17 protein-coding genes are annotated in these 20471 nt (G+C 66.9%); 6 read left to right on the forward strand and 11 right to left on the reverse strand.

Translation table 11 applies throughout. The annotated features are described in order from the left end of the window. Positions 1-258 precede the first annotated feature (258 nt). Both earP and PIGHUM_RS21895 read right to left on the reverse strand, forming a co-directional pair. Positions 259-1359 carry an elongation factor P maturation arginine rhamnosyltransferase EarP gene (gene earP, locus PIGHUM_RS21890; protein ID WP_124081839.1) on the reverse strand — a complete coding sequence of 367 codons (1101 nt, stop codon included), beginning with the start codon at positions 1357-1359 and terminating at the stop codon, positions 259-261. A gap of 49 nt (positions 1360-1408) precedes the next feature. Then, positions 1409-2302, reverse strand: coding sequence for a LysR family transcriptional regulator (locus PIGHUM_RS21895; RefSeq protein ID WP_124081840.1), 894 nt, complete (start codon positions 2300-2302; stop codon positions 1409-1411). A gap of 96 nt (positions 2303-2398) precedes the next feature. Between PIGHUM_RS21895 and PIGHUM_RS21900 the strand changes: the two genes are divergently transcribed. Beyond that, on the forward strand, positions 2399-2794 hold the full coding sequence (locus PIGHUM_RS21900; RefSeq protein WP_124081841.1) for a CidA/LrgA family protein: 396 nt from the start codon (positions 2399-2401) through the stop codon (positions 2792-2794). Further along, positions 2791-3468: an LrgB family protein gene (locus PIGHUM_RS21905; RefSeq protein WP_124081842.1), complete on the forward strand. Its 678-nt coding sequence runs from the start codon at positions 2791-2793 to the stop codon at positions 3466-3468. Before PIGHUM_RS21900 ends, PIGHUM_RS21905 begins: the two co-directional genes overlap by 4 nt. 33 nt (positions 3469-3501) lie before the next feature. Here the strand turns inward: PIGHUM_RS21905 and PIGHUM_RS21910 are convergent, their stop codons facing one another. Continuing rightward, the gene (locus tag PIGHUM_RS21910; RefSeq protein WP_124081843.1) at positions 3502-4224 is read right to left on the reverse strand and encodes a glutathione binding-like protein; all 723 of its coding nucleotides are present in this window, start codon (positions 4222-4224) and stop codon (positions 3502-3504) included. 178 nt (positions 4225-4402) lie between these two features. On the opposite strand from PIGHUM_RS21910, the gene PIGHUM_RS21915 reads away from it, so the two are divergent. Continuing rightward, positions 4403-5404 (forward strand): bile acid:sodium symporter family protein, encoded by a 1002-nt coding sequence (locus PIGHUM_RS21915; protein ID WP_124081844.1) that lies wholly within the window; start codon positions 4403-4405, stop codon positions 5402-5404. 9 nt (positions 5405-5413) lie between these two features. On the opposite strand, the gene PIGHUM_RS21920 is transcribed toward PIGHUM_RS21915, so the two are convergent. From PIGHUM_RS21920 to acnA, 3 genes are all read right to left on the reverse strand, one after another. Then, positions 5414-6601 carry a DUF2863 family protein gene (locus PIGHUM_RS21920; RefSeq protein WP_124081845.1) on the reverse strand — a complete coding sequence of 396 codons (1188 nt, stop codon included), beginning with the start codon at positions 6599-6601 and terminating at the stop codon, positions 5414-5416. Positions 6602-6676: 75 nt separating this feature from the next. Then, positions 6677-7873, reverse strand: a complete 1197-nt coding sequence (locus PIGHUM_RS21925; RefSeq protein ID WP_124081846.1) for a CaiB/BaiF CoA transferase family protein — start codon at positions 7871-7873, stop codon at positions 6677-6679. 1 nt (position 7874) lies between these two features. Further along, a complete protein-coding gene (acnA, locus tag PIGHUM_RS21930) occupies positions 7875-10577 on the reverse strand; it encodes an aconitate hydratase AcnA (protein WP_124081847.1) in 2703 nt (900 codons plus the stop codon). Between the two features lie 235 nt (positions 10578-10812). On the opposite strand from acnA, the gene PIGHUM_RS21935 reads away from it, so the two are divergent. Continuing rightward, on the forward strand, positions 10813-11295 hold the full coding sequence (locus PIGHUM_RS21935) for a DUF4440 domain-containing protein (protein ID WP_124081848.1): 483 nt from the start codon (positions 10813-10815) through the stop codon (positions 11293-11295). 12 nt (positions 11296-11307) lie between these two features. On the opposite strand, the gene PIGHUM_RS21940 is transcribed toward PIGHUM_RS21935, so the two are convergent. The 5 genes from PIGHUM_RS21940 to PIGHUM_RS21960 form a co-directional block, all read right to left on the reverse strand. Continuing rightward, a complete protein-coding gene (locus tag PIGHUM_RS21940; RefSeq protein WP_124081849.1) occupies positions 11308-12639 on the reverse strand; it encodes a serine hydrolase domain-containing protein in 1332 nt (443 codons plus the stop codon). A gap of 171 nt (positions 12640-12810) precedes the next feature. Further along, positions 12811-14340 carry a lysine--tRNA ligase gene (gene lysS / locus PIGHUM_RS21945; RefSeq protein WP_124081850.1) on the reverse strand — a complete coding sequence of 510 codons (1530 nt, stop codon included), beginning with the start codon at positions 14338-14340 and terminating at the stop codon, positions 12811-12813. Positions 14341-14380: 40 nt separating this feature from the next. Continuing rightward, positions 14381-15485 (reverse strand): peptide chain release factor 2 gene (prfB, locus tag PIGHUM_RS21950; RefSeq protein ID WP_124081851.1). Its coding sequence is split into 2 segments (ribosomal slippage): positions 14381-15403 and positions 15405-15485, totalling 1104 coding nucleotides; the frame shifts between segments, so codons are not numbered across the junction. Between the two features lie 52 nt (positions 15486-15537). Continuing rightward, the gene (gene recJ, locus PIGHUM_RS21955; protein WP_124081852.1) at positions 15538-17253 is read right to left on the reverse strand and encodes a single-stranded-DNA-specific exonuclease RecJ; all 1716 of its coding nucleotides are present in this window, start codon (positions 17251-17253) and stop codon (positions 15538-15540) included. After that, complete coding sequence (locus tag PIGHUM_RS21960) at positions 17232-18368, reverse strand: hypothetical protein (protein WP_124081853.1); 1137 nt, start codon at positions 18366-18368, stop codon at positions 17232-17234. The genes recJ and PIGHUM_RS21960 overlap by 22 nt, the downstream gene beginning before the upstream one ends. 127 nt (positions 18369-18495) lie before the next feature. Between PIGHUM_RS21960 and PIGHUM_RS21965 the strand changes: the two genes are divergently transcribed. Beyond that, positions 18496-19764 carry a lipoprotein-releasing ABC transporter permease subunit gene (locus PIGHUM_RS21965; protein ID WP_124081854.1) on the forward strand — a complete coding sequence of 423 codons (1269 nt, stop codon included), beginning with the start codon at positions 18496-18498 and terminating at the stop codon, positions 19762-19764. Next, complete coding sequence (locus PIGHUM_RS21970) at positions 19757-20437, forward strand: ABC transporter ATP-binding protein (RefSeq protein WP_124081855.1); 681 nt, start codon at positions 19757-19759, stop codon at positions 20435-20437. The genes PIGHUM_RS21965 and PIGHUM_RS21970 overlap by 8 nt, the downstream gene beginning before the upstream one ends. The last annotated feature ends 34 nt before the right edge of the window (positions 20438-20471 follow it).

A 20471-nucleotide genomic window follows, 5' to 3' on the forward strand; every position in this document is an offset into this window, starting at 1 on the left:
AAACCAACCTTAGGGGAGACGACTCCGGTAGCACGCGGCAAATCCGCGCATGCCAGCCAGGGTCCTGATAGGGTCTTACGGGCGCTCCTGTGAGCTTCCCGAAAACCAGGCAAGCATCTCTTCTTCTTGCCGATTGCTTCGAGGGTTTCCCAAAGGAGCCTGGAAAACTGTGCAGCCTACTAGTATAGCGCGCCCTGTGCGGTGGCCGCTAGTCGCCGGGCCTGCGCCGCGGACCATGGCGCGGGCGGCTGGCCAGGCTCAACGGTGGTTTTCCTGCAACGCCAGGCAGAATGCCGCGAGATTGGCCGCCAGATCGGGCTGCCTGCCCAGGCTGTCGCTCCAGGCCAGCGCCTGTGCCTTCCATTCGGCGAGCGTGCCCGCCTCGAAAGCCTGGGCGAGCAGTTCCGGCAGGCGGGCCGCTTCGGCATCGCCGTTCCAGGCCGTCTGCAGGGCGCCCGCGCAGGGCGGGCAGGGGTAGCGGTCCAGCCAGGCTTGCAGCTTGTCCACGTGCGCGGCCCCGGCCTGCGGATAAATGTGCCAGACCATGGGCCGCCCCGCCCATTGCGCCCGGACGAAGGAGTCCTCGCCTCGCACGAAGTTGAGGTCGGCGCACCACAGCAGCCGGTCGTAGTCGGGCTGGGCGAGGAAGGGGATGCGGACGATGCGCAGCGCCCCGCGGGCGCCGTCGCTCAGGTAGGGCGCGACGCCGGGCGGGATGGCGAGCAGCGTGGGGACAGGTTGCGCGGCCAGCACGTCGGCCAGCAGCGAAGCCTGGGCGTCGGGATAACAGAACAGCGTAGCCAGCCGTTCGCCGGGCCGCAGCTCGCGCACGCCGGCATGAAGGAGAAATGCCGCCCTGCCCACGGGGTCGGCCTGCAGCGCGTCGCGTTCTGCCAGCAGCGTGCGTTCGCGCAGCAGTCCGCCGGTGGCCGGCGTGAAGCCCGGGAAAAAGAAATATTTGCGCAGGCCGCCTGGCTGCGGCGAGGGGAGCGCGTGACAGTTCTCCACCCAGGCTTCGGCGCTGAGGTATTCGAGATTGATCCATACCGGCGGCCGTACGCGGTCGCCCATTTGCTGGACGAATTCGGCCGGCGGATCGCAGGCGAAAGCCTCGATCGCCACGTCGCCCGGAGACAGGGGCGGCGCGGGGCGGGTCCAGTGCACGATCTCCACGCCGTCGGCCTGCTGCCGCGCCAGTCGTTCGTCTACGCCGGGGACCAGCCGCGCGGCGGCGCGCAGGTCGTCCACCCACAGGCGCACCTGCCAGCCGTGCTCCCGGCGCAACTGCCGCGCCAGCCGCCAGCACACGCCGATATCGCCGTAGTTGTCGATGACCCGGCAGAACACGTCGGCTAGCATCGGGAACAGTCCTTGGCCTAGAGTGGCCGGAAAAATTGACGGAGGCGCATTATCGCCTGGCGTCGTCCGGCAGGGTGCGGCGCGCCAGCTCCAGCCAGGCGCGTGCCGCGAACGAGAGGTAGCGGCCCCGCCGCCAGGCGAACGCCATGTGCCACCAGAGCGGCGGATCGGCAAGCGGCACCACTGCATGGCGCGTCCGGTCCAACTGGCGGCCGAACAGCTCGGGCAGCAGCGCCACGCCCACGCCCGCGGCCACCATGGACGCCATGAAATCCCATTGGCTGCTGCGGCCCGCGATCCGCGGCGTGAAGCCGGCCTGGATACAGGCCGCATGGACGATTTCGTTGAGCACGAAACCCTCGCCGTAGAAGATGAAGGGCTCGGCGGCCAGCTCCGCCAGGCGCAGGCTGGCGAGCCCGTTCCACTTCGAGAAGGCCGGAGCGATCAACTGGAGCGGCGAGTTGCAGATCGGCAGGGTGTCGTACTCGGCCTCGTCGGCGGGCAGCAGCATGGCGCCGATCTCCAGCGTGCCGGCGCGCAATTCGTCTTCCACTGTGCGCGATCCCCGCTCGAAGAGCTTGAGCTCGACCTGGGGATAGTCGCGGTGGAACTGGCCGAGCAGCGGCGTCAGCAAGTGGCTCGCCAGCGGCGGGATCCCGATCACGAGTTCACCTTGCGCCAGACTGCGCACGTCGGCCAGTTCGGCCAGCAACTGGGCATGCAGCGCCAGCAGCTGGCCGCCGCGCTGCAGCACGATCCGCCCGGTATCGGTCGGCTCCAGGCGTCTCCCGGATTTGCGCAGCACCGGCGTGCCCAGCTCGTCCTCCAACTGCCTGATCATCTTGCTGACGGTCGGCTGGGTGACGCAGAGCGCCCGCGCCGCGGCCGTATAGCTTTGGCGATGCATGACTTCGACGAAATAGCGCAGGGCTCGAAGGTCCATTTCATTCCAATGTGGAATTCTTGATATCGATTTTATTCATTTTATAAATGATCTATTTTTTTCTAGAATCAGAGGGTATTCCCTAGGTCGTGAGCCATGAAACGTTTAACCCCTCTTGCCACCCGGATCCTGCAAGTGCTGGCCCTGATCGCCGTATGGTGGGCGGGCGATGCGCTGGTCCAGCGGACGGGATTGCCGGTTCCGGGCGGCGTGGTCGGGCTGTTTGCCGTCCTCGCGCTGCTGCTGAGCGGCTGGCTCCCGCTGGCGCGCATCGACCGGGGGGCGAAGTGGCTGTTGGCCGACATGCTGGTGTTTTTCATCCCGGCGGTCGTCGCCATCGTTCGCTACCAGGACCTCCTCAAGACCGAGGGTGTCAAGCTGATGGTGGTGATCGTGCTGGGCAATGCCTGCGTGATGCTGGTCACGGCGCTGACCGTGGAATGGGTGGCCGGGCGGCGCCGCGGCATGGGCGGGGAGGGCAGCGCATCATGATGCTGGCCTTCTGCCTGGCGGCGACCGTCGTTCTCTATTGTCTGAACAAGGTCCTGTACGCCCGCCACGCACGCATCTGGACCCATCCCATTCTGCTGACGCCGGCGATGCTGGCTGCGCTGCTGCTCGCGACCGGCATATCCCTGGACGAATACACTGCCGACACCCGCCTGCTGCTGTGGTTCCTGGGGCCGGCAACGGTGGCCTTCGCGGTGCCCATCTACGAATACCGCCGCCTGATCCGCGAGCAGTGGCTTGCATTGGCCATCGGCACTCTGGCTGGCGTCGCGGCCGCGGTGGGAACGTCCTGGGGCCTGGCCCACCTGCTGCACTTGTCGCCAGAGGTCACGAACAGTTTGCTGGTGCGCTCGGTTTCCACGCCGTTCGCGCTGGCCACGGCCGATACCGTTGGCGGCAATGCCGATCTGGCGGTGATGTTCGTGGTGTTTACCGGCCTGGCCGGCATGCTGATGGGGGAAATCGTCCTGGCCGTGATGCCGCGCCGTTCGCGCATGGCCAGCGGCGCCTCGTACGGCGCTGCGGCCCACGCGCTGGGTACGGTCCGGGCACGCGAACTCAGCGAGGAAGCGGGCGTGATGGCCAGCCTGCTGATGATCTTCAGCGGACTGGTCATGGTGCTGGTGGCGCCGGCCCTCGGCCATTGGCTGGCCTAGGGACGCAGCGCTGCGACTGCGCGGGCCGTACGGCTAGCGCTTCATGTACTGGGTCGCGCCGAACAGGTTCTCCTTGGCCGTGGCGTCTTGCGGCTTGCGCTGGTCTGCCAGCACCTGGATGCCGCGCTGCACGGCCGGGCGCGCCTGGATTTCGTCGAACCAGCGCTTGACGTTGGGGTAATCGCCCAGGTCCACGCCCTGGTTGGCGTGCGAGCGGGTCCAGGGCCAGGTGGCGATGTCAGCGATGGTGTAGGCGCGGCCCGCCAGGAAGGCGTGCCGGGAGAGCTGCCTGTCCATCACGCTGTACAGGCGCCGGGCCTCGTTGGTGTAGCGGTTGGTGGCGTACTCGATGCGCTCCGGCGCGTATAGCCGGAAATGGTGCGCCTGGCCGAGCATGGGGCCGACCCCGCCCATCTGGAACATCAGCCATTGCAGCGTGTTGTAGCGCTCGCGATCGGTCTTGCCCAGGAATTTGCCGACCTTGCCTGCCAGGTAGACCAGGATGGCGCCGGACTCGAACAGCGGCATGGGGCGGCCGTCCGGCCCGTCGGGATCGAGAATGGCGGGAATTTTGTTGTTCGGGCTGAGGGCGAGGAATTCTTCCTTGAACTGGTCGCCCGCGCCGATGTTCACGGCGTGCACTTCGTACGGCAGCTTGCACTCTTCGAGCATGATGTGCACTTTGTGGCCGTTGGGAGTGGGCCAGGAGTAGACCTGTATGGGCTGCTGGGCTGGCTTGGCGATCTTGTCGGTCATGCGTGGCTCCGGAAAGAATGCGGGTTCGCTGCGATTATGCGGCAAAGCGTTTGGCTCGTGGCCATCTTTGACTGGCGTGCACAACTGCTATTCGCCGTCTGCATGGGCAGCGCGAGCGTCTACGGGGGATAATCGGTGTTTACCCTTCCGAGGTTCCCGACAGCGGGAGCCCCTCGCCATGACCCGTCCGCGTTTCCTTCCCGACAATTTCACGCTCAATCTGATCCTGGTCGTCGTCATCGCCAGCGTACTGCCCTGTTCCGGCCAGACCGCCGTGGCGTTCGACTGGATCACCAACATCGCCATCGCCGTGCTGTTCTTCCTGCACGGCGCCAAGCTGTCGCGCGAGGCCATCGTCGCGGGCGCGACGCACTGGCGCCTGCACGTGCTGATCTTCGCCTTCACTTTCGTGATGTTCCCGCTGCTCGGGCTGGCCTTCAAGCCGGTGCTGGCGCCGCTGGTCACCCCGGACCTCTACCTGGGCATCCTGTTCCTGTGCGCGCTGCCCGCCACGGTCCAGTCGGCCATCGCGCTGACCTCGATCGCGCGCGGCAACATCCCGGCGGCGATTTGCAGCGCCTCGGGGTCCAGCCTGCTGGGAATTTTCATTACCCCGGTCCTGGTCAAGCTGATGATGAGCACGTCCGGCGAAGGCTCGCTGTCTTTCGACGCCATCGGCAAGATCCTGCTGCAGCTGCTGCTGCCTTTCGTAGTGGGGCAGATCGCGCGCCGCTGGATAGGCGGCTGGGTGGCCAGGCGGCGGGCGATGCTCAAGTTCGTGGACCAGGGCTCCATCCTGCTGGTGGTCTATACCGCCTTCAGCGAGGCGGTGGTGGGCGGCCTCTGGCAGCAGACCTCGACCGCCACGCTGGCGGGCATCCTGGTCTGCTGCGCGGTCATCCTGGGCGTGGTGCTGCTGATCACGACCTATGTCAGCCGGGCGCTGGGGTTTTCCAAGGAGGACGAGATCACCATCGTATTCTGCGGATCCAAGAAAAGCCTGGCGACCGGCATTCCCATGGCCAAGGTGCTGCTGTCCAGCAGCGCCGCCGGCGCCATCGTGCTGCCGTTGATGATCTTCCACCAGATGCAGCTCATGGTGTGCGCCGTCCTGGCGAACCGCTATGCCGCCCGTCCCGATGCGAAGTCCGAGGGCGGCGCCCCGGTCAAGGCGGCCTGAGCGGCGTCGTCAGTGGAAGTGCGTCGGGCTGGCGTCCGCGTCTTCGGGTGGTTCGGCGTGCACCATTTCGCCCAGCGGATTGGGGAAGTAGGGCGCGCCGCAGTCGTCGCAGAAATCCGGGGGCAGCAGGCCGGACAGCTTGCGCAGGTCGGTCACGCCGAGTTCGCGCAACTGGTCTGCGATCAACTCCATGGCCGGCTGCTCGGGCGTGTCGTCCTCACGGCCGAACAGCGGCCAGGCGCAGCCGTAGATGACATCGTTGCTCTGCCGCTGGGTGAAGCCGATGCGGTATTCCTCGACGTCGGTCTCGCCGCAGGCCGCGATGACCGCGCGCAATTGCTCGGGAGCCAGGCTCAGCGCCGCCTCCAGCCAGGCGACCGAGGCGCGCAGCGACAACGGCCGCACGCGGCGGTCGGCTTCGCGGTTGCTGACGTAATAGGCGTCCGGCAGCAGGCATTCGAATCCGCAGCCGGGCAGCAGTTCGCCGAACAGCGGTGACGCCTGCGCCACCCATTGAGCCAGGCAGCTTTCACGGGTGTCTTCGGGTTTGCCGGGGTGCTCCTGCCAGCGGAACAGCGGCGCGCCCTGGGGCACTGCCACCGCACCGACGAGGTAGCGGGTGTCGGCCAGCAAGTTGGCGATTTCCGTCTGGCCGGGCTGCTGCTTCGGAGGCGGCAGGTCCAGCGCCTGCGCGCCCAGGCGGGCGAGCCACAGCCGGGTGGCGGCGAACGAGCGGGGCATCTGGTCCACGCTGTAGAGCTCGGGAGCCAGTGCGAGCAGGGTCCCGTGCGCCAGGATATGTCCGTGCAGATGGGCCTTGAGCGCGGCGAGCGACTCGGCGCGGATCGGACCGTAGGGAATGCTGAAACGAGTCCATGCCACGACCGGGGCGACGATCAGCAGCACGTCGTAGGCGTCGCCGTCTTTCTGCAGGATCATCGATTCGGAGAGCGTTTCGGCCTGTTCGACCAGGATCTCGTAGGCGCCTGCATTGTTCTGGTAGAGCTCCTCGAGCGCTGCGTCGATGCTGGCGTCCTGGTTGCTCTGCATCAGCTTTTCCAGCAGGGCGCCCAGCTCTTTTTCCCAATACCGGTCTTCGACGCGGCTGCCCGAGCCGTCGAGCGACAGGGACAAGGCGGTCAGCTTTTCGGCGTCGCGGTTGAGGCGGGAAGAGGGTTTGCTGCGGGAACGGGCCATGGATGAAGATAGGCGCTCAGAGTTGTCGAATCCGCTAGTGTATCGTCCTGGCGCGCCGGCGGCCGGATCGCCTGCTCATGCGATGACCCCCCTGGCACGCAGCGCCTGTCGCGCATCGGCTTCCAGGCCGGCCTGCTCGAGGACGGCGTCGGTGTGTTCGCCTAGCGTGGGCGCGCGGTGCCGGATCGCGCCGGGCTGGCCGGACAGCTTGGGCACGATGCCGGGCATCTCGACTTCCAGCCCGCTCGCCGCCGTGACTGTCTCGATCATGTCGCGCGACCGGTAGTGCGGATCCTCGGCAATGTCGCGCGCCGTGTAGATGCGCCCGGCAGGGACGCCGGCCTCGTGCATGGCGTCGAGGACCGCGCCGCTGTCCAGCCTGCCCGTCCAGGCGCCGATGGCCTCGTCTAGTTCCGCGGCGCGGCGGGCGCGGCCGTCATTGCGGGCCAATTCGGGATCAGCGGCCAGATCGCCCCGGCCGATGCGATGCATCAGCCGGTTGAAGATGCCGTCGCCATTGCCGGAGATCAGGACGTACTGGCCGTCGCCGCACGGATAGACATTGGAGGGAGCGATGCCGGGCAAGGCGCCGCCGGCCGGCTCGCGCACCGCGCCGAACACCGAGTATTCCGGCAGCAGGCTTTCGCTCAGGTTGAATACGCTCTCGTACAGCGCGGTATCGATCATCTGTCCCTGGCCGCCGCGCGCATCGCGCTCGTACAGCGCCAGCAGCACGCCCATCGCGCCGTGCAGCCCGGCTAAGGTGTCCCCCAGCGACAGCCCGGCGCGCACCGGCGGGCGGCCGGGCTCGCCGGTCAGGTAGCGCAGCCCGGCCATGGCTTCACCGATGGCGGCGAAGCCCGGTTCGTCGCGCCGCAGCCCGGTCTGGCCGTAGCCCGAGACGCGCAGCATGATCAGGCGCGGATTCAGCGCATGCAGCGTTTCCCACGACAAGCCCCATTTCTCCATCGAGCCCGGCCGGAAGTTCTCGATCAGCACGTCGGCCTGGGTGGCCAGCATGCGCACCAGCTCCTGGCCTTCGGGCTGGCGCAGATCCACGCACACCGACTGCTTGTTGCGCGATTGCGCTTCCCACCAGACCGAGGTGCCTTCGTGCAGCATGCGCCACTTGCGCAGCGGATCGCCCTGGCCGGGCGGCTCGATCTTGATGACCTGGGCGCCGAAATCGGCCAGGGTCTTGGCGGCGAAGGGGCCGGCGATGAGCTGGCCCAGTTCCAGGACGCGTATGCCTTCCAGGATCTGGCGTGGCATGTCAGGCAGCCAGCAACTGGCGCAGCACGAAGGGCAGGATGCCGCCGTGGTTGTAGTAGTCCACTTCGATCGGCGTATCGATGCGCAGCAGCAGCGGGACCTGCTTGCTGGTGCCGTCTTCGTAATGGATGGTCAGCATCGCGTCCTGCTGCGGCTTGATGCCGTTTTCCAGCCCGGTGATGTCATAGGTCTCGCGCCCGGTGATGTTCAGGGACTGGATGCTGTCCGAGCCCTTGAACTGCAGCGGCAATACGCCCATGCCCACCAGGTTGCTGCGGTGGATGCGCTCGAAGCTGCGCGCGATCACGGCCTTGACGCCCAGCAATTGCGTGCCCTTGGCGGCCCAGTCGCGCGACGAGCCGGTGCCGTATTCCTCGCCGCCGAAAATCATCGTGGGCGTGCCTTCGCCGACGTACTTCATGGCGGCGTCGTAGATCGACAACTGCTCGCCGCTGGGCTGGTGGATGGTGAGACCGCCTTCCACGCGGGTGCCGTCGGCATTGGGCGGGATCATCAGGTTCTTGATGCGTACGTTGGCGAAGGTGCCGCGCATCATGACCTCGTGATTGCCGCGGCGCGAGCCGTAGCTGTTGAAGTCGGGCTTGAGCACGCCGTGCGCGAGCAGGTACCTTCCCGCCGGCGAGGTGTCCTTGATCGATCCGGCAGGCGAGATGTGGTCGGTGGTGATGGAGTCGCCGAACAGGCCCAGCGCGCGGGCATTCTTCACCGTCGCGCTGGCTGCGCCGGGTTCCATCGTGAAGCCCTCGAAGAAGGGCGGTTCCGCGATGTAGGTGGACTTGGGCCAGTTGTAGACCTGGCCGCTCACGCCTTCGATGTCCTGCCACAGCTTGCCCGGGTTGCTCTTGACCTGGGCGTAGTTTTCCTTGAACGCCCGGGGGTTCAGTGCATACTTCATCAGCTTTTCCACTTCCGCCTGGGTGGGCCAGATGTCGCCCAGGTAGACGTCGCCCTTCTTGCCCTTGCCCACCGGCTCGGTCATGAGGTCGCGCTTCATGGTGCCGGCGATCGCATAGGCCACCACCAGCGGCGGCGAAGCCAGGAAGTTGGCCTTGATGTTCGGGTGGATGCGCGCCTCGAAATTGCGGTTGCCCGAGAGCACGGCGGCACAGACCAGGTTGTTCTTGATGATGAGGTCGTTCAGCTCGGCGGTCAGGTCGCCGGCGTTGCCGATGCAGGTGGTGCAGCCGTAGGCCGCCACGTTGAAGCCCAATTGTTCCAGGTAGGGGAGCAGGCCGGTCTTCTGCAGGTATTCCGTGACCACGCGCGATCCCGGGGCGAGCGAGGTCTTGATGTGGGGCTTGACCGACAGGCCGGCCTTGACGGCCTTCTTGGCAAGCAGCCCGGCGGCCAGCAGCACGCTGGGGTTGGAAGTGTTGGTGCACGAGGTGATCGCGGCGATCAGGATGTCGCCGTTCTGGACGGGAATGCCGCTCTCCGTCTTGAATTCGTGGTCCAGCAGCTCGGCCGGCTGCGCGAAGCCATTCTCGGCCACCGGCTTGCTGAACAGGTCGTTGAACGTATGCTTGACGTTGCCGATCTCGATGCGGTCCTGCGGGCGCTTGGGGCCGGCCAGCGAGGGCGCCACGGTGGAGAGGTCCAGCGTCAGCAGCTTGGTGTAGTCGATCTCCTTGGCGTCGGGGATGCCGAACATCTTCTGTGCGCGGTAATAGGCCTCGAAGGCCTCGATCTCGGCCTTGGTGCGGCCGGTGCCCTGGAGGAAGTCGACGGTGCGCTCGTCCACCGGGAAGAAACCGATGGTGGCGCCGTACTCGGGGGCCATGTTGCCGATGGTCGCGCGCTCGGAAACGGTCAGGCTGGCCGTGCCCGGGCCACAGAACTCGACGAACTTGCCCACGACCTTTTCGCGGCGCAGCATCTCGGTGATGGTCAGGACCAGATCGGTGGCGGTGACGCCTTCGCGCAGCTTGCCCTTGAGTTCCACGCCGACCACGTCGGGCGTCAGGATGTAGACAGGCTGCCCCAGCATCGCGGCCTCGGCCTCGATGCCGCCGACGCCCCAGGCCACCGCGCCTATGCCGTTGATCATGGTGGTGTGGCTATCGGTGCCGACCATCGTGTCCGGGTAGTAGACGTTGTCGCGCTGGTGCACGCCGCGCGCCAGGTACTCCAGGTTGACCTGGTGGACGATGCCGAAGCCGGGAGGCACCACGCCGAACGTATCGAAAGCCTGCATGCCCCATTTCATGAACTGGTAGCGCTCGTGGTTGCGCTTGAACTCCAGCTTCATGTTCAGGTCAAGGGCCTGGTTGTTGCCGTACTCGTCGATCATGACCGAGTGGTCGACGACGAGGTCCACCGGCACCAGCGGCTCGATGGCCTTGGGGTCCTTGTGCAGGCGGGAAGCGACGTTGCGCATGGCGGCCAGGTCGGCCAGCAGCGGCACGCCGGTGAAGTCCTGCAGCACTACGCGCGCCACCACGAACGGAATTTCATCCTCGCGCCTGGCGTTGGGCTGCCAATTGGCCAACTGCCTGATGTGTTCCTCGGTAACCTTCTTGCCGTCACAGTTGCGCAGCACGGATTCGAGCACGACGCGGATGGAGACGGGAAGCCGGCCCACCTTCGTTCCCAGGGACTTGCCGAGGGCCGGCAACGAATAGTACTGGCCGGACTTGCTGCCGACCTGGAACTCTTTCAGTGTCTTGAACGTGTTGTGCGGCATGATCAGCTCCGAAGGGAAACCGGTTAAATCTACCACTTATGCTGCATCCTTGCGATGTAGGGCGCAGGCAGCCTCGGATAAGTGTAGATCCTATGTCTTATATAAGATATAAGACATAAAAAGGCAAAAAAGTTCCGGGCGCGGGCGGATCGGTGTTTACGCCTATGGACGCTCCGGCCGCCCAATCGCCCGCTATGCTTGAGCTCCATTGCAATGGAACGGGGCGGGGAATCTCATGAAACGAGCAGGCATAGCCATTCTGGCAGCCGCGGTGGCGGGTTGTGTCGCGAATCCGGGGGCGCCCGGCGGCGCGTCGGCGCCGCATACGGAAAGCTGCCAGGCCGTCTCCGAGCAGGAGGTCGCGGGGCTGTTCGACCGCTGGAACCGTTCGCTGCAGACCGGCGACCCGCGCCAGGTGGTCGCCAACTATGCGGAACGGTCCATCCTCCTGCCCACGGTGTCCAATCAGCCGCGCTACACGGTGGCCGAGAAAGAGGACTATTTCCACCATTTCCTGGAGGACCGTCCACAGGGCCGCATCGATGCGCGCCGCATCGAACTTGGGTGCAACAGCGCCGTGGATTCGGGGCTGTACACCTTCACCTTCGCCCGTACCGGGGCGGTGGTCCGGGCCCGCTACACCTATACCTATCGATGGGACGGCCGAAAGTGGCTGATCACCAGCCATCATTCCTCGGCGATGCCGGAAAAGCAGTAGGGAGAGCCAAGCTCAGCGTTCTCCCATCAGATGCCGCGCGAGCGCGTGATAGGCCGGCAGCGACGTCGGATCGTTGGCGGCGTTGCCCGCCACCGGATGCGAGGCAAAACGCGCGATCACCATTTCCGCCTTCGGATCGATGTACAGCGCCTGGCCGTGCACGCCGCGCGCGGCGAAAGCGCCGTGCGCATTGTGCGTCACCCACCACATGTCGCGATACGTCCAGCCCGCCAACAGGGTATAGCCCGCCTGGGTGAAGGCCGCCGGATCCCCGCCGCGGCGGATGTCGGCCACAGCGGCCGCGGGAAGAACCTGCCGGCCGTTGAAGAAGCCATTGTTCCGGATCATCTCGCCGAAACGCGCCAGATCGCGCAAACCCGTATTCAAACCGCCTCCCGCGAAAGGCGTGCCCGTCGAATCGACCGTCATGTAGGCATCCTGCTCGGCGCCCAGCCGGCTCCAGACGCGTTCCGACAGCAACTGCGCCACCGAGCGGCCGCTGACCCGGGCGAGAACCCAGCCCAGCGCATCGGTGTTGGCCGTCCGGTAGTGAAAGGCCTCCCCGTGCCGGCCTTCGGGCTTCACCGTTTGGAGGAACTCGTAATAACTGCGCGGCCCGGTGTAGTCCTGCGCCTTGGGCAAGGGATTGCCGGCGGCCGCATGTGCCCAGACCTCGGCATCCGGATCGGCATAGTCCTCGCTGAAACGGATGCCGGTCGTCATGTCCATTAGCTGACGGACCGTCGCATTGCCAAAGGCCGACGACCCCAGCTCCGGCACATACCCGGCCACCCGGCGCGACGGATCCAGCTCGCCTTCGGCCACGAGCATCGCCGCCAGCGTACCGACGAAAGACTTCGTCACCGACATCGCGCCGTGCTGGCCCTGGGGATTCAACACCCCGAAATAGCGCTCGTAGACGATCCGTCCCTTGTGCAACACCACGATGCCGTCGGTGTAGTTGGCTTTCAAGGATTCCTTCCAGCTCATGGGCCGATTGGCTCCCATCGGCTGGAAAACCACATCGTCGATGTCGTCGCGCAAGGCGCGCGGCAGCGGCGCGGGGGCGCTCAGCCCGCGCGAAACGTTCACCGTAGGCATGAGCTGGCGGAAGTTGGAGACGCTCCAGCGCAGTGCGGGAAAGCGGAAATAAGAGCCGTCGTCGAACCGCAGGAGGCGGTCGGGCGGCGGAGGCGAGCCGGCCATCCAGCGGAGTCTGGCTGGGTCGCTGGCGTCGGCGTCGGGGTAGGCGGGCGAAGGGGCGGCCGCCAGGGCGGTGCCGGTCGCGAGGATGGACAGCAGGGCGGCCAGGGCGGGCGATGGCTGCCGGGTCGGCGTGTCCATGGAGGTTCCTTGTGATGCAGGGCGACGATATAGAGTACGAGGATTTTCGGCGGTGCAGGTTCTTTCGGGCGAAGGGCGTGGGCAAGACCCCGCAGCTAGGGTTGCAGCTCTGAAAAAAAAGCGCTCCACGAAGGAGCGCTTTTCAGATCGGCAGCGGGACGGCGGGCCCGGTCAGTCCTCGCGACGCAGATGGGGGAACAGGATCACATCCCGAATACTGGCGCTATCCGTCAGCAGCATCACCAGTCTGTCGATCCCGATGCCGCACCCCGCGGTCGGCGGCATTCCGTACTCCAGCGCGCGGATGTAGTCGGCGTCGTAGTACATCGCTTCCTCATCTCCCGCATCCTTCGCCTCGACCTGCTTGCGGAACCGCTCCGCCTGGTCTTCGGCATCGTTCAGTTCCGAGAATCCGTTGGCGATCTCGCGTCCGACCATGAACAGTTCGAAGCGCTCGGTAACGCCTGGCCGACTATCGGATTCCCGCGCCAGCGGCGACACTTCCACGGGGTAGTCGATGATGTAGGTCGGCTGCCACAGCTTGGCTTCGGCGGTTTCCTCGAACAGCGCCAGCTGCAGCGCGCCCAGGCCTGCGCGGGCCAGTTGGGGGCCTTCGACGTGGGCGCCCAGTTTCTTGAGTTCGGCGCGCAGGAAGGTTTCGTCGTTCAACTGCTCATCGGTGTAGCCGGGCTCGGCGTACTTGTGGATGGCCTCGGCAATGGTCAGGCGGTCGAAGGGCCGGGACAGGTCGACTTCGCGGCCCTGGTAGGTCACCTTGGCGCTGCCGGTGGCGTCGACGGCGGCCTGGCGAACGATTTGTTCGGTGAAGTCCATCAGCCAGCGGTAGTCGCCGTAGGCTGCATAGAACTCCATCATGGTGAATTCCGGGTTGTGGCGGGGGCTGACGCCTTCATTGCGGAAGTTGCGGTTCAGTTCGAACACGCGCTCGAAGCCGCCCACGATCAGGCGCTTGAGATAGAGCTCGGGCGCGATGCGCAGGTACATGGACATGTCCAGCGCGTTGTGGTGGGTGGTGAAGGGCTTGGCCGCGGCGCCGCCGGGGATGGCGTGCAGCATGGGCGTTTCCACTTCGAGGAAGCCGGCCTCGGTCATCAGGCGCCGGATGGAGGCGATGGCGCGGCTGCGGGCGACGAAGGTGTTGCGCGTCGATTCGGTCATGACCAGGTCGACGTAGCGCTGCCGGTAGCGCATTTCCTGGTCGGCGATGCCGTGGAATTTGTCGGGCAGGGGGCGCAGGGATTTGGTCAGCAGGCGCAGTTCGGTGGCCTGGATCGATAGCTCGCCCTTGTTGGTCTTGAAGACCGTGCCGCGTACGCCCAGGATGTCGCCGATGTCCCAATGCTTGAAGGCGTCGTAGACTTCCGCGCCCAGGAGCTCTTTGCTCAGGTAGATCTGGATGCGGCCGGTGGCGTCCTGCAGGGTGGCGAAGCTGGCCTTGCCCATCACGCGCTTGAGCATCATGCGGCCGGCCACGCTTGCCGGGATGCCGGCGGCTTCCAGCGCTTCCTTTTCTTTTTCGTCGTACTGTTCGTGCAGCCGGGCCGCGCGGTCGGCGGGCACGAAATCGTTGGGGAAAGCCGGCCCGGCCTCGCGCAGGCGGGCGAGCTTGGCGCGCCGTTCGGCGATGATCTGGTTTTCGTCTTGCGCGGGTTCGGGCGTGGTGGGCCGGTTGTCGGTCATGATGGGTGTCGGGTCAATAATGTCGGATGTCGTCCGGTGCTCAGACGCCGTGCTTCAGGCTGGCCTCGATGAAGGGGTCGAGATCGCCGTCCAGCACCTTCTGGGTGTTGGAGATTTCGACGTTGGTGCGCAGGTCCTTGATGCGGCTCTGGTCCAGCACGTACGAGCGGATCTGGTGGCCCCAGCCCACGTCGGTCTTGGAGTCTTCCATCTTCTGCTGCTCGGCCATGCGCTTGCGCATTTCCAGTTCGAACAGCTTGGACTTGAGCATCTGCATCGCCTCGGCGCGGTTGCGGTGCTGCGAGCGGTCGTTCTGGCACTGGACGACGATGCCGGTCGGAACGTGCGTCATGCGCACCGCCGAGTCGGTCTTGTTGATGTGCTGGCCGCCGGCGCCCGAGGCGCGGAAGGTATCGACGCGAATGTCCGCGGGATTGACCTCCACCTCGAAGGAATCATCGACCTCGGGATAGACGAATACGCTGGCGAACGAGGTGTGGCGGCCGCCCGACGAGTCGAAAGGGCTCTTGCGCACCAGGCGGTGCACGCCCGTTTCGGTACGCAGGTAGCCGAACGCGTATTCGCCCTCGAGCTTGATGGTGGCGGACTTGAGGCCGGCCACTTCGCCTTCGGATTCTTCCATGATCTCGGCCTTGAAGCCCTTGCGCTCGGCATACTTCAGGTACTGGCGGAGCAGCATGGAAGCCCAGTCCTGCGCCTCGGTGCCGCCGGCGCCGGCCTGGATGTCCAGGAAGCAGTTGAGCGGGTCGGCCGGGTTGGAGAACATCCGGCGGAATTCCAGGCCGCCGACCTTTTCCTCGATGCCGTCGGCATCGGCGGCGATGGATTCGAGCGTGGCGTCATCGTCGTCGGCGGCGGCCATCTCGAACAGCTCGGAGGCGTCGGCCAGGCCCGAGTCGATCTCATTGATGGTCTGGACGACGGTTTCCAGCGCTTTTTTCTCGCGGCCCAGGTCCTGGGCGTGCTTGGGATCGTTCCAGACGTCCGGGCTTTCTAGTTCCGCGTTGACGACTTGCAGGCGCTCGTCTTTGGCATCGTAGTCAAAGATACCTCCGAAGGTCCTGGGTGCGGGCAGCCAGGTCCTGGAGTTGCGCTTGGAGTTGGTTGAGGCGTTCTGCTTCCATGTCGTGGATTCCGGATATTTTTCAGGTCAACCTATTATTTTAGCGTACAGGTTTACCCTTGCGCCGACGCCTGCCCGTGTTCGATGACCAACTGCACCGAGACCATGCCGTTCCAATTGTTCAGGGTCAGCCGGTAGGCCAGCTCCACGGCGGGGGGCAGGGTTTCGGCGCGGCCGAACCAGATGGCGTCGAAGCGCTGGTGTCCGCGTTCGAGCGCCAGTTTGAGGTGTTTCTCGCCCACCAGCCGCTGGTTGCGGATGACGAAGGTGTCGATGAAGACAGGCGCCGGGAATCCGGCGCCCCAGACCTGCTGGTCGAGCAGGGCGGCGACCTCGGCGTTGGCGTAATCGGCTTCGAGCGGGCCGTCGGTTTCCAGCGCCGGCTCGAAGCGGCTGCGCCCGGTCAGTTCGCGTACGGCGGCATCGAAGGCCGGCGTGAAGGCGGGGAAGTCGTCCTGGTGCAGTGTCAGGCCGGCTGCCATGGCATGGCCGCCGAATTTGCGTATCAGTTGCGGATGGCGCTTGGACACCAGGTCCAGTACGTCGCGCAGGTGCACGTCGGGCACCGAGCGCCCGGAGCCGCGCAGCTCGCCGTCGCCGGCTGGCGCGAAGGCGAGTGTGGGGCACCAAAAGCGTTCTTTCAGGCGCGAGGCCACCAGCCCCACCACGCCCTGGTGCCAGGAGGGGTCGTAGACGCAGAGGCTGGCCGTGGACGCCGCCGGCACCGCATCGAGCGAGGCCAGGGCCTGGTCGCGCATGCCGGCTTCGATTTCCCGGCGTTCGCGGTTCATTGCGTCCAGTTCGCGCGCCAGTGCGAGCGCCTCGTCCTCATCGTCGGTGACCAGGCAGCGTATGCCCAGGCTCATGTCGGCGAGGCGGCCGGCGGCGTTGATGCGCGGGCCGAGCGCGAAGCCCAGGTCGAAGGTAGCGGCCTCGCGCGGCTGGCGGCCGCTGACGGCGAACAGCGCGCGCACGCCGGGTTGCATGCGGCCCGCGCGGATGCGCTTGAGGCCTTGCGCCACCAGCAAGCGGTTGTTGGCATCCAGTTTGACGACGTCCGCCACGGTGCCCAGCGCCACCAGGTCGGTGAGCGCGTCCAGGCGCGGGCCGCTGTCGGGGCCGAAGGCGCCGCGCGCACGCAGTTCGGCGCGCAGCGCCAGCAGCAGATAGAAAATGACGCCGACGCCGGCCAGGTTCTTGGACGGAAAGCCGCAGCCGGGCTGGTTGGGATTGACGATGGCCAGCGCCGCCGGCAGCACGTCGCCGGGCAGGTGGTGGTCGGTGATGACGACGTCGATGCCGGCATCGCCCGCGGCTGCCACGCCGTCCAGGCTGGCGATGCCGTTGTCCACCGTGACCAGGATGTCGGGTTTGCCGGCGGGATGGCGGCAGGCCAGCTCGACTACGGCCGGCGACAGGCCGTAGCCGGTTTCGAAGCGGTTGGGGACCAGGAAGTCCACGACCGCGCCGAGCATGCGCAGGCCGCGCAGGCCGACCGCGCACGCGGTGGCGCCGTCGCAATCGTAGTCCGCGACGATCAGCAGGCGCTTGCGCGCGGCAATGGCATCGGCCAGGAGCGAGGCCGCCCGGCCCGCATGGGTCAGCAGGCCCGGATTGAGCATGGCCGACCAGTCGGGCGCGGTTTCGGCGGCCACGGCGACGCCGCGCGCGGCCCACAGGCGGGCCAGCAGGGGATGGATGCCGGCCCGTTCCAGGCGGCGCTGGGCCTCCTGGTCGGGGCGGCGGGTCAGGATTCTCGGGGCAGCCACCAGCGTTTCCAGTCGTGTCGGGTTTGCGGCAGCCAGCGCAGCAGGCGCGGCCGCGGTTCGATGTGCAGCGTGACGAGCCGTTCGCGGCCCGGCAACACCAGGGTGAGGGAGGGCAGACGGCCGGATGCGAGCGCCTGGCCCAGCGCCGCCAGCCACTCCTGTTCCAGGCGGGGCAGGGCGTCGAGCCAGGCGCGCCAGTCGTCGGCGCGCTCCGGCTCGGCCAGGTGGGGCAGTTCCAGCACCGCGCCTGCCAGCGTGGCCGGGTCTGCCGCCGGCCCGCTGCTTCGCGCCGGCGCAGGAACGGCCTGCCCGCTTTCCATCGCGCCCGTATCCAGCCAGGAAAGCCCGCTGCGAACCGCCAGCGCATGCAGCCAAGCTTCCGGACCGCCGATCGAGGCGGGCCGGCCGCCAGGCCACGATGGCGCCCAGGGCAGGGCGCCGCCGTGCAGCCACAGCGCATTGACGGGCGCCTGGCCGCGGCGTTCGCGTGCCAGGTTGACGGGGTGTTCATGCCAGCTCATCTGGATTTCGTTGAGCAGCTTGCGCCACGGCCGCGAGGCCTCCGTGCGCGGCCACCAGAAATCCAGCGCGGCGCCCGCCACGGCGTCCGGCGTGCCGGTATGCAGGCCCATGCCCACCGGCAGCCGCAATTGCCAGCGCCCGGGCTGGACGTCCGCCACCACGATGCCGTGTTCGTCCAGGATGGGGCGCGCGGCGGCAAGCAGCTCGGCGCTTTCCTGTTCCGAGGCGGCGAGCGTGGCGGTATCCGCGAGCACCGGACCGTGCCGTCCCACCTGGATGTGCGCCAGTTCGGCCAGCCAGACCGGAGCGTCGTCCTGCTGATTGCCTGCGAGCAAGGGGGCAAGCGCGGAGCCGGGCTTGCCCCCTTCGGCAGGAACATGGCCCGCACGCCGCAGCCACCAGTATTCCCGCGCGGTGCAGCCGGCTTCAAAGGGCACGAAAACCTCTTCCCGCGGCGTCGCTGCCCCCAGCCACGACAGCAAGGTACGCGCACCCGGCAGCCCCTCCAGTTGCCGCGCCAGTTCGGGCGCGATGGCGGCATCGGTCAACAGGCCGGGCAGCAAGAGAGTGAGGGAGGCGGACGAAGCGGACACGGGATAGACGAAATCTGACGGCGCCCGGGCAGTTTGCCAGGCGGTGGCCGTATTGTAGGCTGTCGCACCGCGCGAGTCTCGCCATGCCGGGCGCGCGAAGCGCGTACGGGGCGGCTACAATGCAGCGGTGCTCAAAATACCCTACGAATTCTGGATAGGCTGGCGCTACACGCGATCCGGCCGCGGGCGGCAACGCGATCGCTTCATTTCTTTCATTGCCGCCACATCCATGGCCGGCATCGGGCTGGGCGTCGCCGCGCTGATCATCGTGCTGTCGGTCATGAACGGCTTCCAGAAGGAAGTCCGGGACCGCATGCTTTCCGTGCTGCCGCACATCGAGATCTATCCCGTCAGCGGGGATCGCGGCGCGGCCTTGGCCGATTGGCAGGAACTGGTCGCGCAGGCCAGGAAACACCCCGAGGTCGTGGCCGGGGCGCCCTATGTGGCGGCCCAGGCCATGCTGGCGCGCGACCAGGTGCTGCGCGGCGTGCAGGTGCGCGGCGTCGAGCCGCAGCCGGAACGCTCGGTGTCCGAGGTGGCCGATCACATGGTGGCGGGCTCGCTCGATGCGCTGGCTCCCGGCAGCTACGGCGTCGTGCTGGGCCGCGCATTGGCGCAGGGGCTGGGCGTGGGGATGGGCGACCCCGTTCTCATGCTGGCGCCGCAGGGCTCGGTCACGCCGGCCGGCTTCACGCCGCGCATGCGGCAGTTCACGGTGGTCGGGATCTTCGAGGTGGGGCACTACGAATACGATTCCGGCCTGGCCTTCGTCAACGTGGACGATGCCGCGCGGCTGTTCCGCGACAGCGGCATAGGCGGGGTTCGGTTGCGCATTGCCGACATGCAGCAGGCGCCGAGGGTGGCGCGCGAGTTGGCGCAGGGGCTGCCGCCGAATCTGATCGCGGCCGACTGGTCGCGCAACAACCGCACCTGGTTCGCCGCGGTGCAGACCGAAAAGCGCATGATGTTCCTGATCCTGGCGCTGATCATCGCCGTGGCCGCGTTCAACCTGCTGTCCTCGCTGGTCATGGCCGTCAACGACAAGCAGGCGGACATCGCCATCCTGCGCACGCTGGGCGCCACGCCGGGCGAGATCGCGCGCATCTTCGTGGTCCAGGGCGCGCTGATCGGCGTGATCGGCACGCTGCTGGGCGTGGCGGGCGGCACGTTGATCGCCTACAACATCGACGTCATCGTGCCCGCCATCGAACACATCCTGGGCATCCAGTTCCTGCCCAAGGACATCTACCTGATCACCGAGCTGCCGTCCGATCCGCGCCTGCCAGACATCGTCACCATAGGCGTGACCTCGCTGGTGCTGTCGTTCCTGGCCACCCTGTATCCGAGCTGGCGCGCGTCGCGGCTGCAACCGGCGGAGGTGCTGCGCCATGACTGACCGTCGCATCGTGCTGGAAGGGCGCGGCATCGCCAGGACCTACGCGGAAGGGGGCGTGGCCGTCACCGTGCTGCGGGGCGTGGACCTGCAGGTGCGCCAAGGCGAGATGGTGGCGCTGCTGGGCGCATCCGGGTCGGGCAAGAGCACGCTGTTGCATGTGCTGGGCCTGCTGGACCGGCCTTCCTCGGGCGAAGTGCTGCTCGACGGCAAGGCGGTGGCCGGTTTCAACGAACGCCAGCGCAGCCTGGCGCGCAACCGCAGCCTGGGTTTCGTCTACCAGTTCCACCATTTGCTGGCCGAATTCTCCGCGCTCGACAACGTCGCCATGCCTCTCGTCGTGCGCAGGATGGACCGCGCCCAGGCGCGCAAGGCCGCGGCCGAGATGCTGGACCAGGTAGGCCTGGCGGCGCGCGCGCAGCATCATCCCGGCCAGTTGTCCGGGGGCGAGCGCCAGCGCGTGGCGCTGGCCCGGGCGCTGGTGACCAAGCCGCTTTGCGTGCTGGCCGACGAACCTACCGGCAACCTGGATCGCCATACCGCGCGCGACGTGTTCACGCTGCTCAAGCGCCTGAACCAGGAGCTCGGCATGGCTTTCGTCATCGTGACCCACGATGCGGAGCTGGCGGCGTTGGCGGACCGGCAGTTGCGCATGGCCGACGGCCTGCTGGTCTGAGGCGTGCGCGGCACCGCCCTTGGCGGTACAGTGG

Source organism: Pigmentiphaga humi, from assembly GCF_900606115.1.
Taxonomy (GTDB): Bacteria; Pseudomonadota; Gammaproteobacteria; order Burkholderiales; family Burkholderiaceae_B; genus Pigmentiphaga; species Pigmentiphaga humi.

Excerpts from the sequence above, each read along its gene's own strand:
- earP (WP_124081839.1), bottom strand. The coding sequence starts at position 1,359 with ATGCTAGCCGACGTGTTCTGCCGGGTCATCGACAACTACGGCGATATC.
- PIGHUM_RS21895 (WP_124081840.1), bottom strand. The coding sequence starts at position 2,302 with ATGGACCTTCGAGCCCTGCGCTATTTCGTCGAAGTCATGCATCGCCAA.
- PIGHUM_RS21900 (WP_124081841.1), top strand. The coding sequence starts at position 2,399 with ATGAAACGTTTAACCCCTCTTGCCACCCGGATCCTGCAAGTGCTGGCC.
- PIGHUM_RS21905 (WP_124081842.1), top strand. The coding sequence starts at position 2,791 with ATGATGCTGGCCTTCTGCCTGGCGGCGACCGTCGTTCTCTATTGTCTG.
- PIGHUM_RS21910 (WP_124081843.1), bottom strand. The coding sequence starts at position 4,224 with ATGACCGACAAGATCGCCAAGCCAGCCCAGCAGCCCATACAGGTCTAC.
- PIGHUM_RS21915 (WP_124081844.1), top strand. The coding sequence starts at position 4,403 with ATGACCCGTCCGCGTTTCCTTCCCGACAATTTCACGCTCAATCTGATC.
- PIGHUM_RS21920 (WP_124081845.1), bottom strand. The coding sequence starts at position 6,601 with ATGGCCCGTTCCCGCAGCAAACCCTCTTCCCGCCTCAACCGCGACGCC.
- PIGHUM_RS21925 (WP_124081846.1), bottom strand. The coding sequence starts at position 7,873 with ATGCCACGCCAGATCCTGGAAGGCATACGCGTCCTGGAACTGGGCCAG.
- acnA (WP_124081847.1), bottom strand. The coding sequence starts at position 10,577 with ATGCCGCACAACACGTTCAAGACACTGAAAGAGTTCCAGGTCGGCAGC.
- PIGHUM_RS21935 (WP_124081848.1), top strand. The coding sequence starts at position 10,813 with ATGAAACGAGCAGGCATAGCCATTCTGGCAGCCGCGGTGGCGGGTTGT.
- PIGHUM_RS21940 (WP_124081849.1), bottom strand. The coding sequence starts at position 12,639 with ATGGACACGCCGACCCGGCAGCCATCGCCCGCCCTGGCCGCCCTGCTG.
- lysS (WP_124081850.1), bottom strand. The coding sequence starts at position 14,340 with ATGACCGACAACCGGCCCACCACGCCCGAACCCGCGCAAGACGAAAAC.
- PIGHUM_RS21970 (WP_124081855.1), top strand. The coding sequence starts at position 19,757 with ATGACTGACCGTCGCATCGTGCTGGAAGGGCGCGGCATCGCCAGGACC.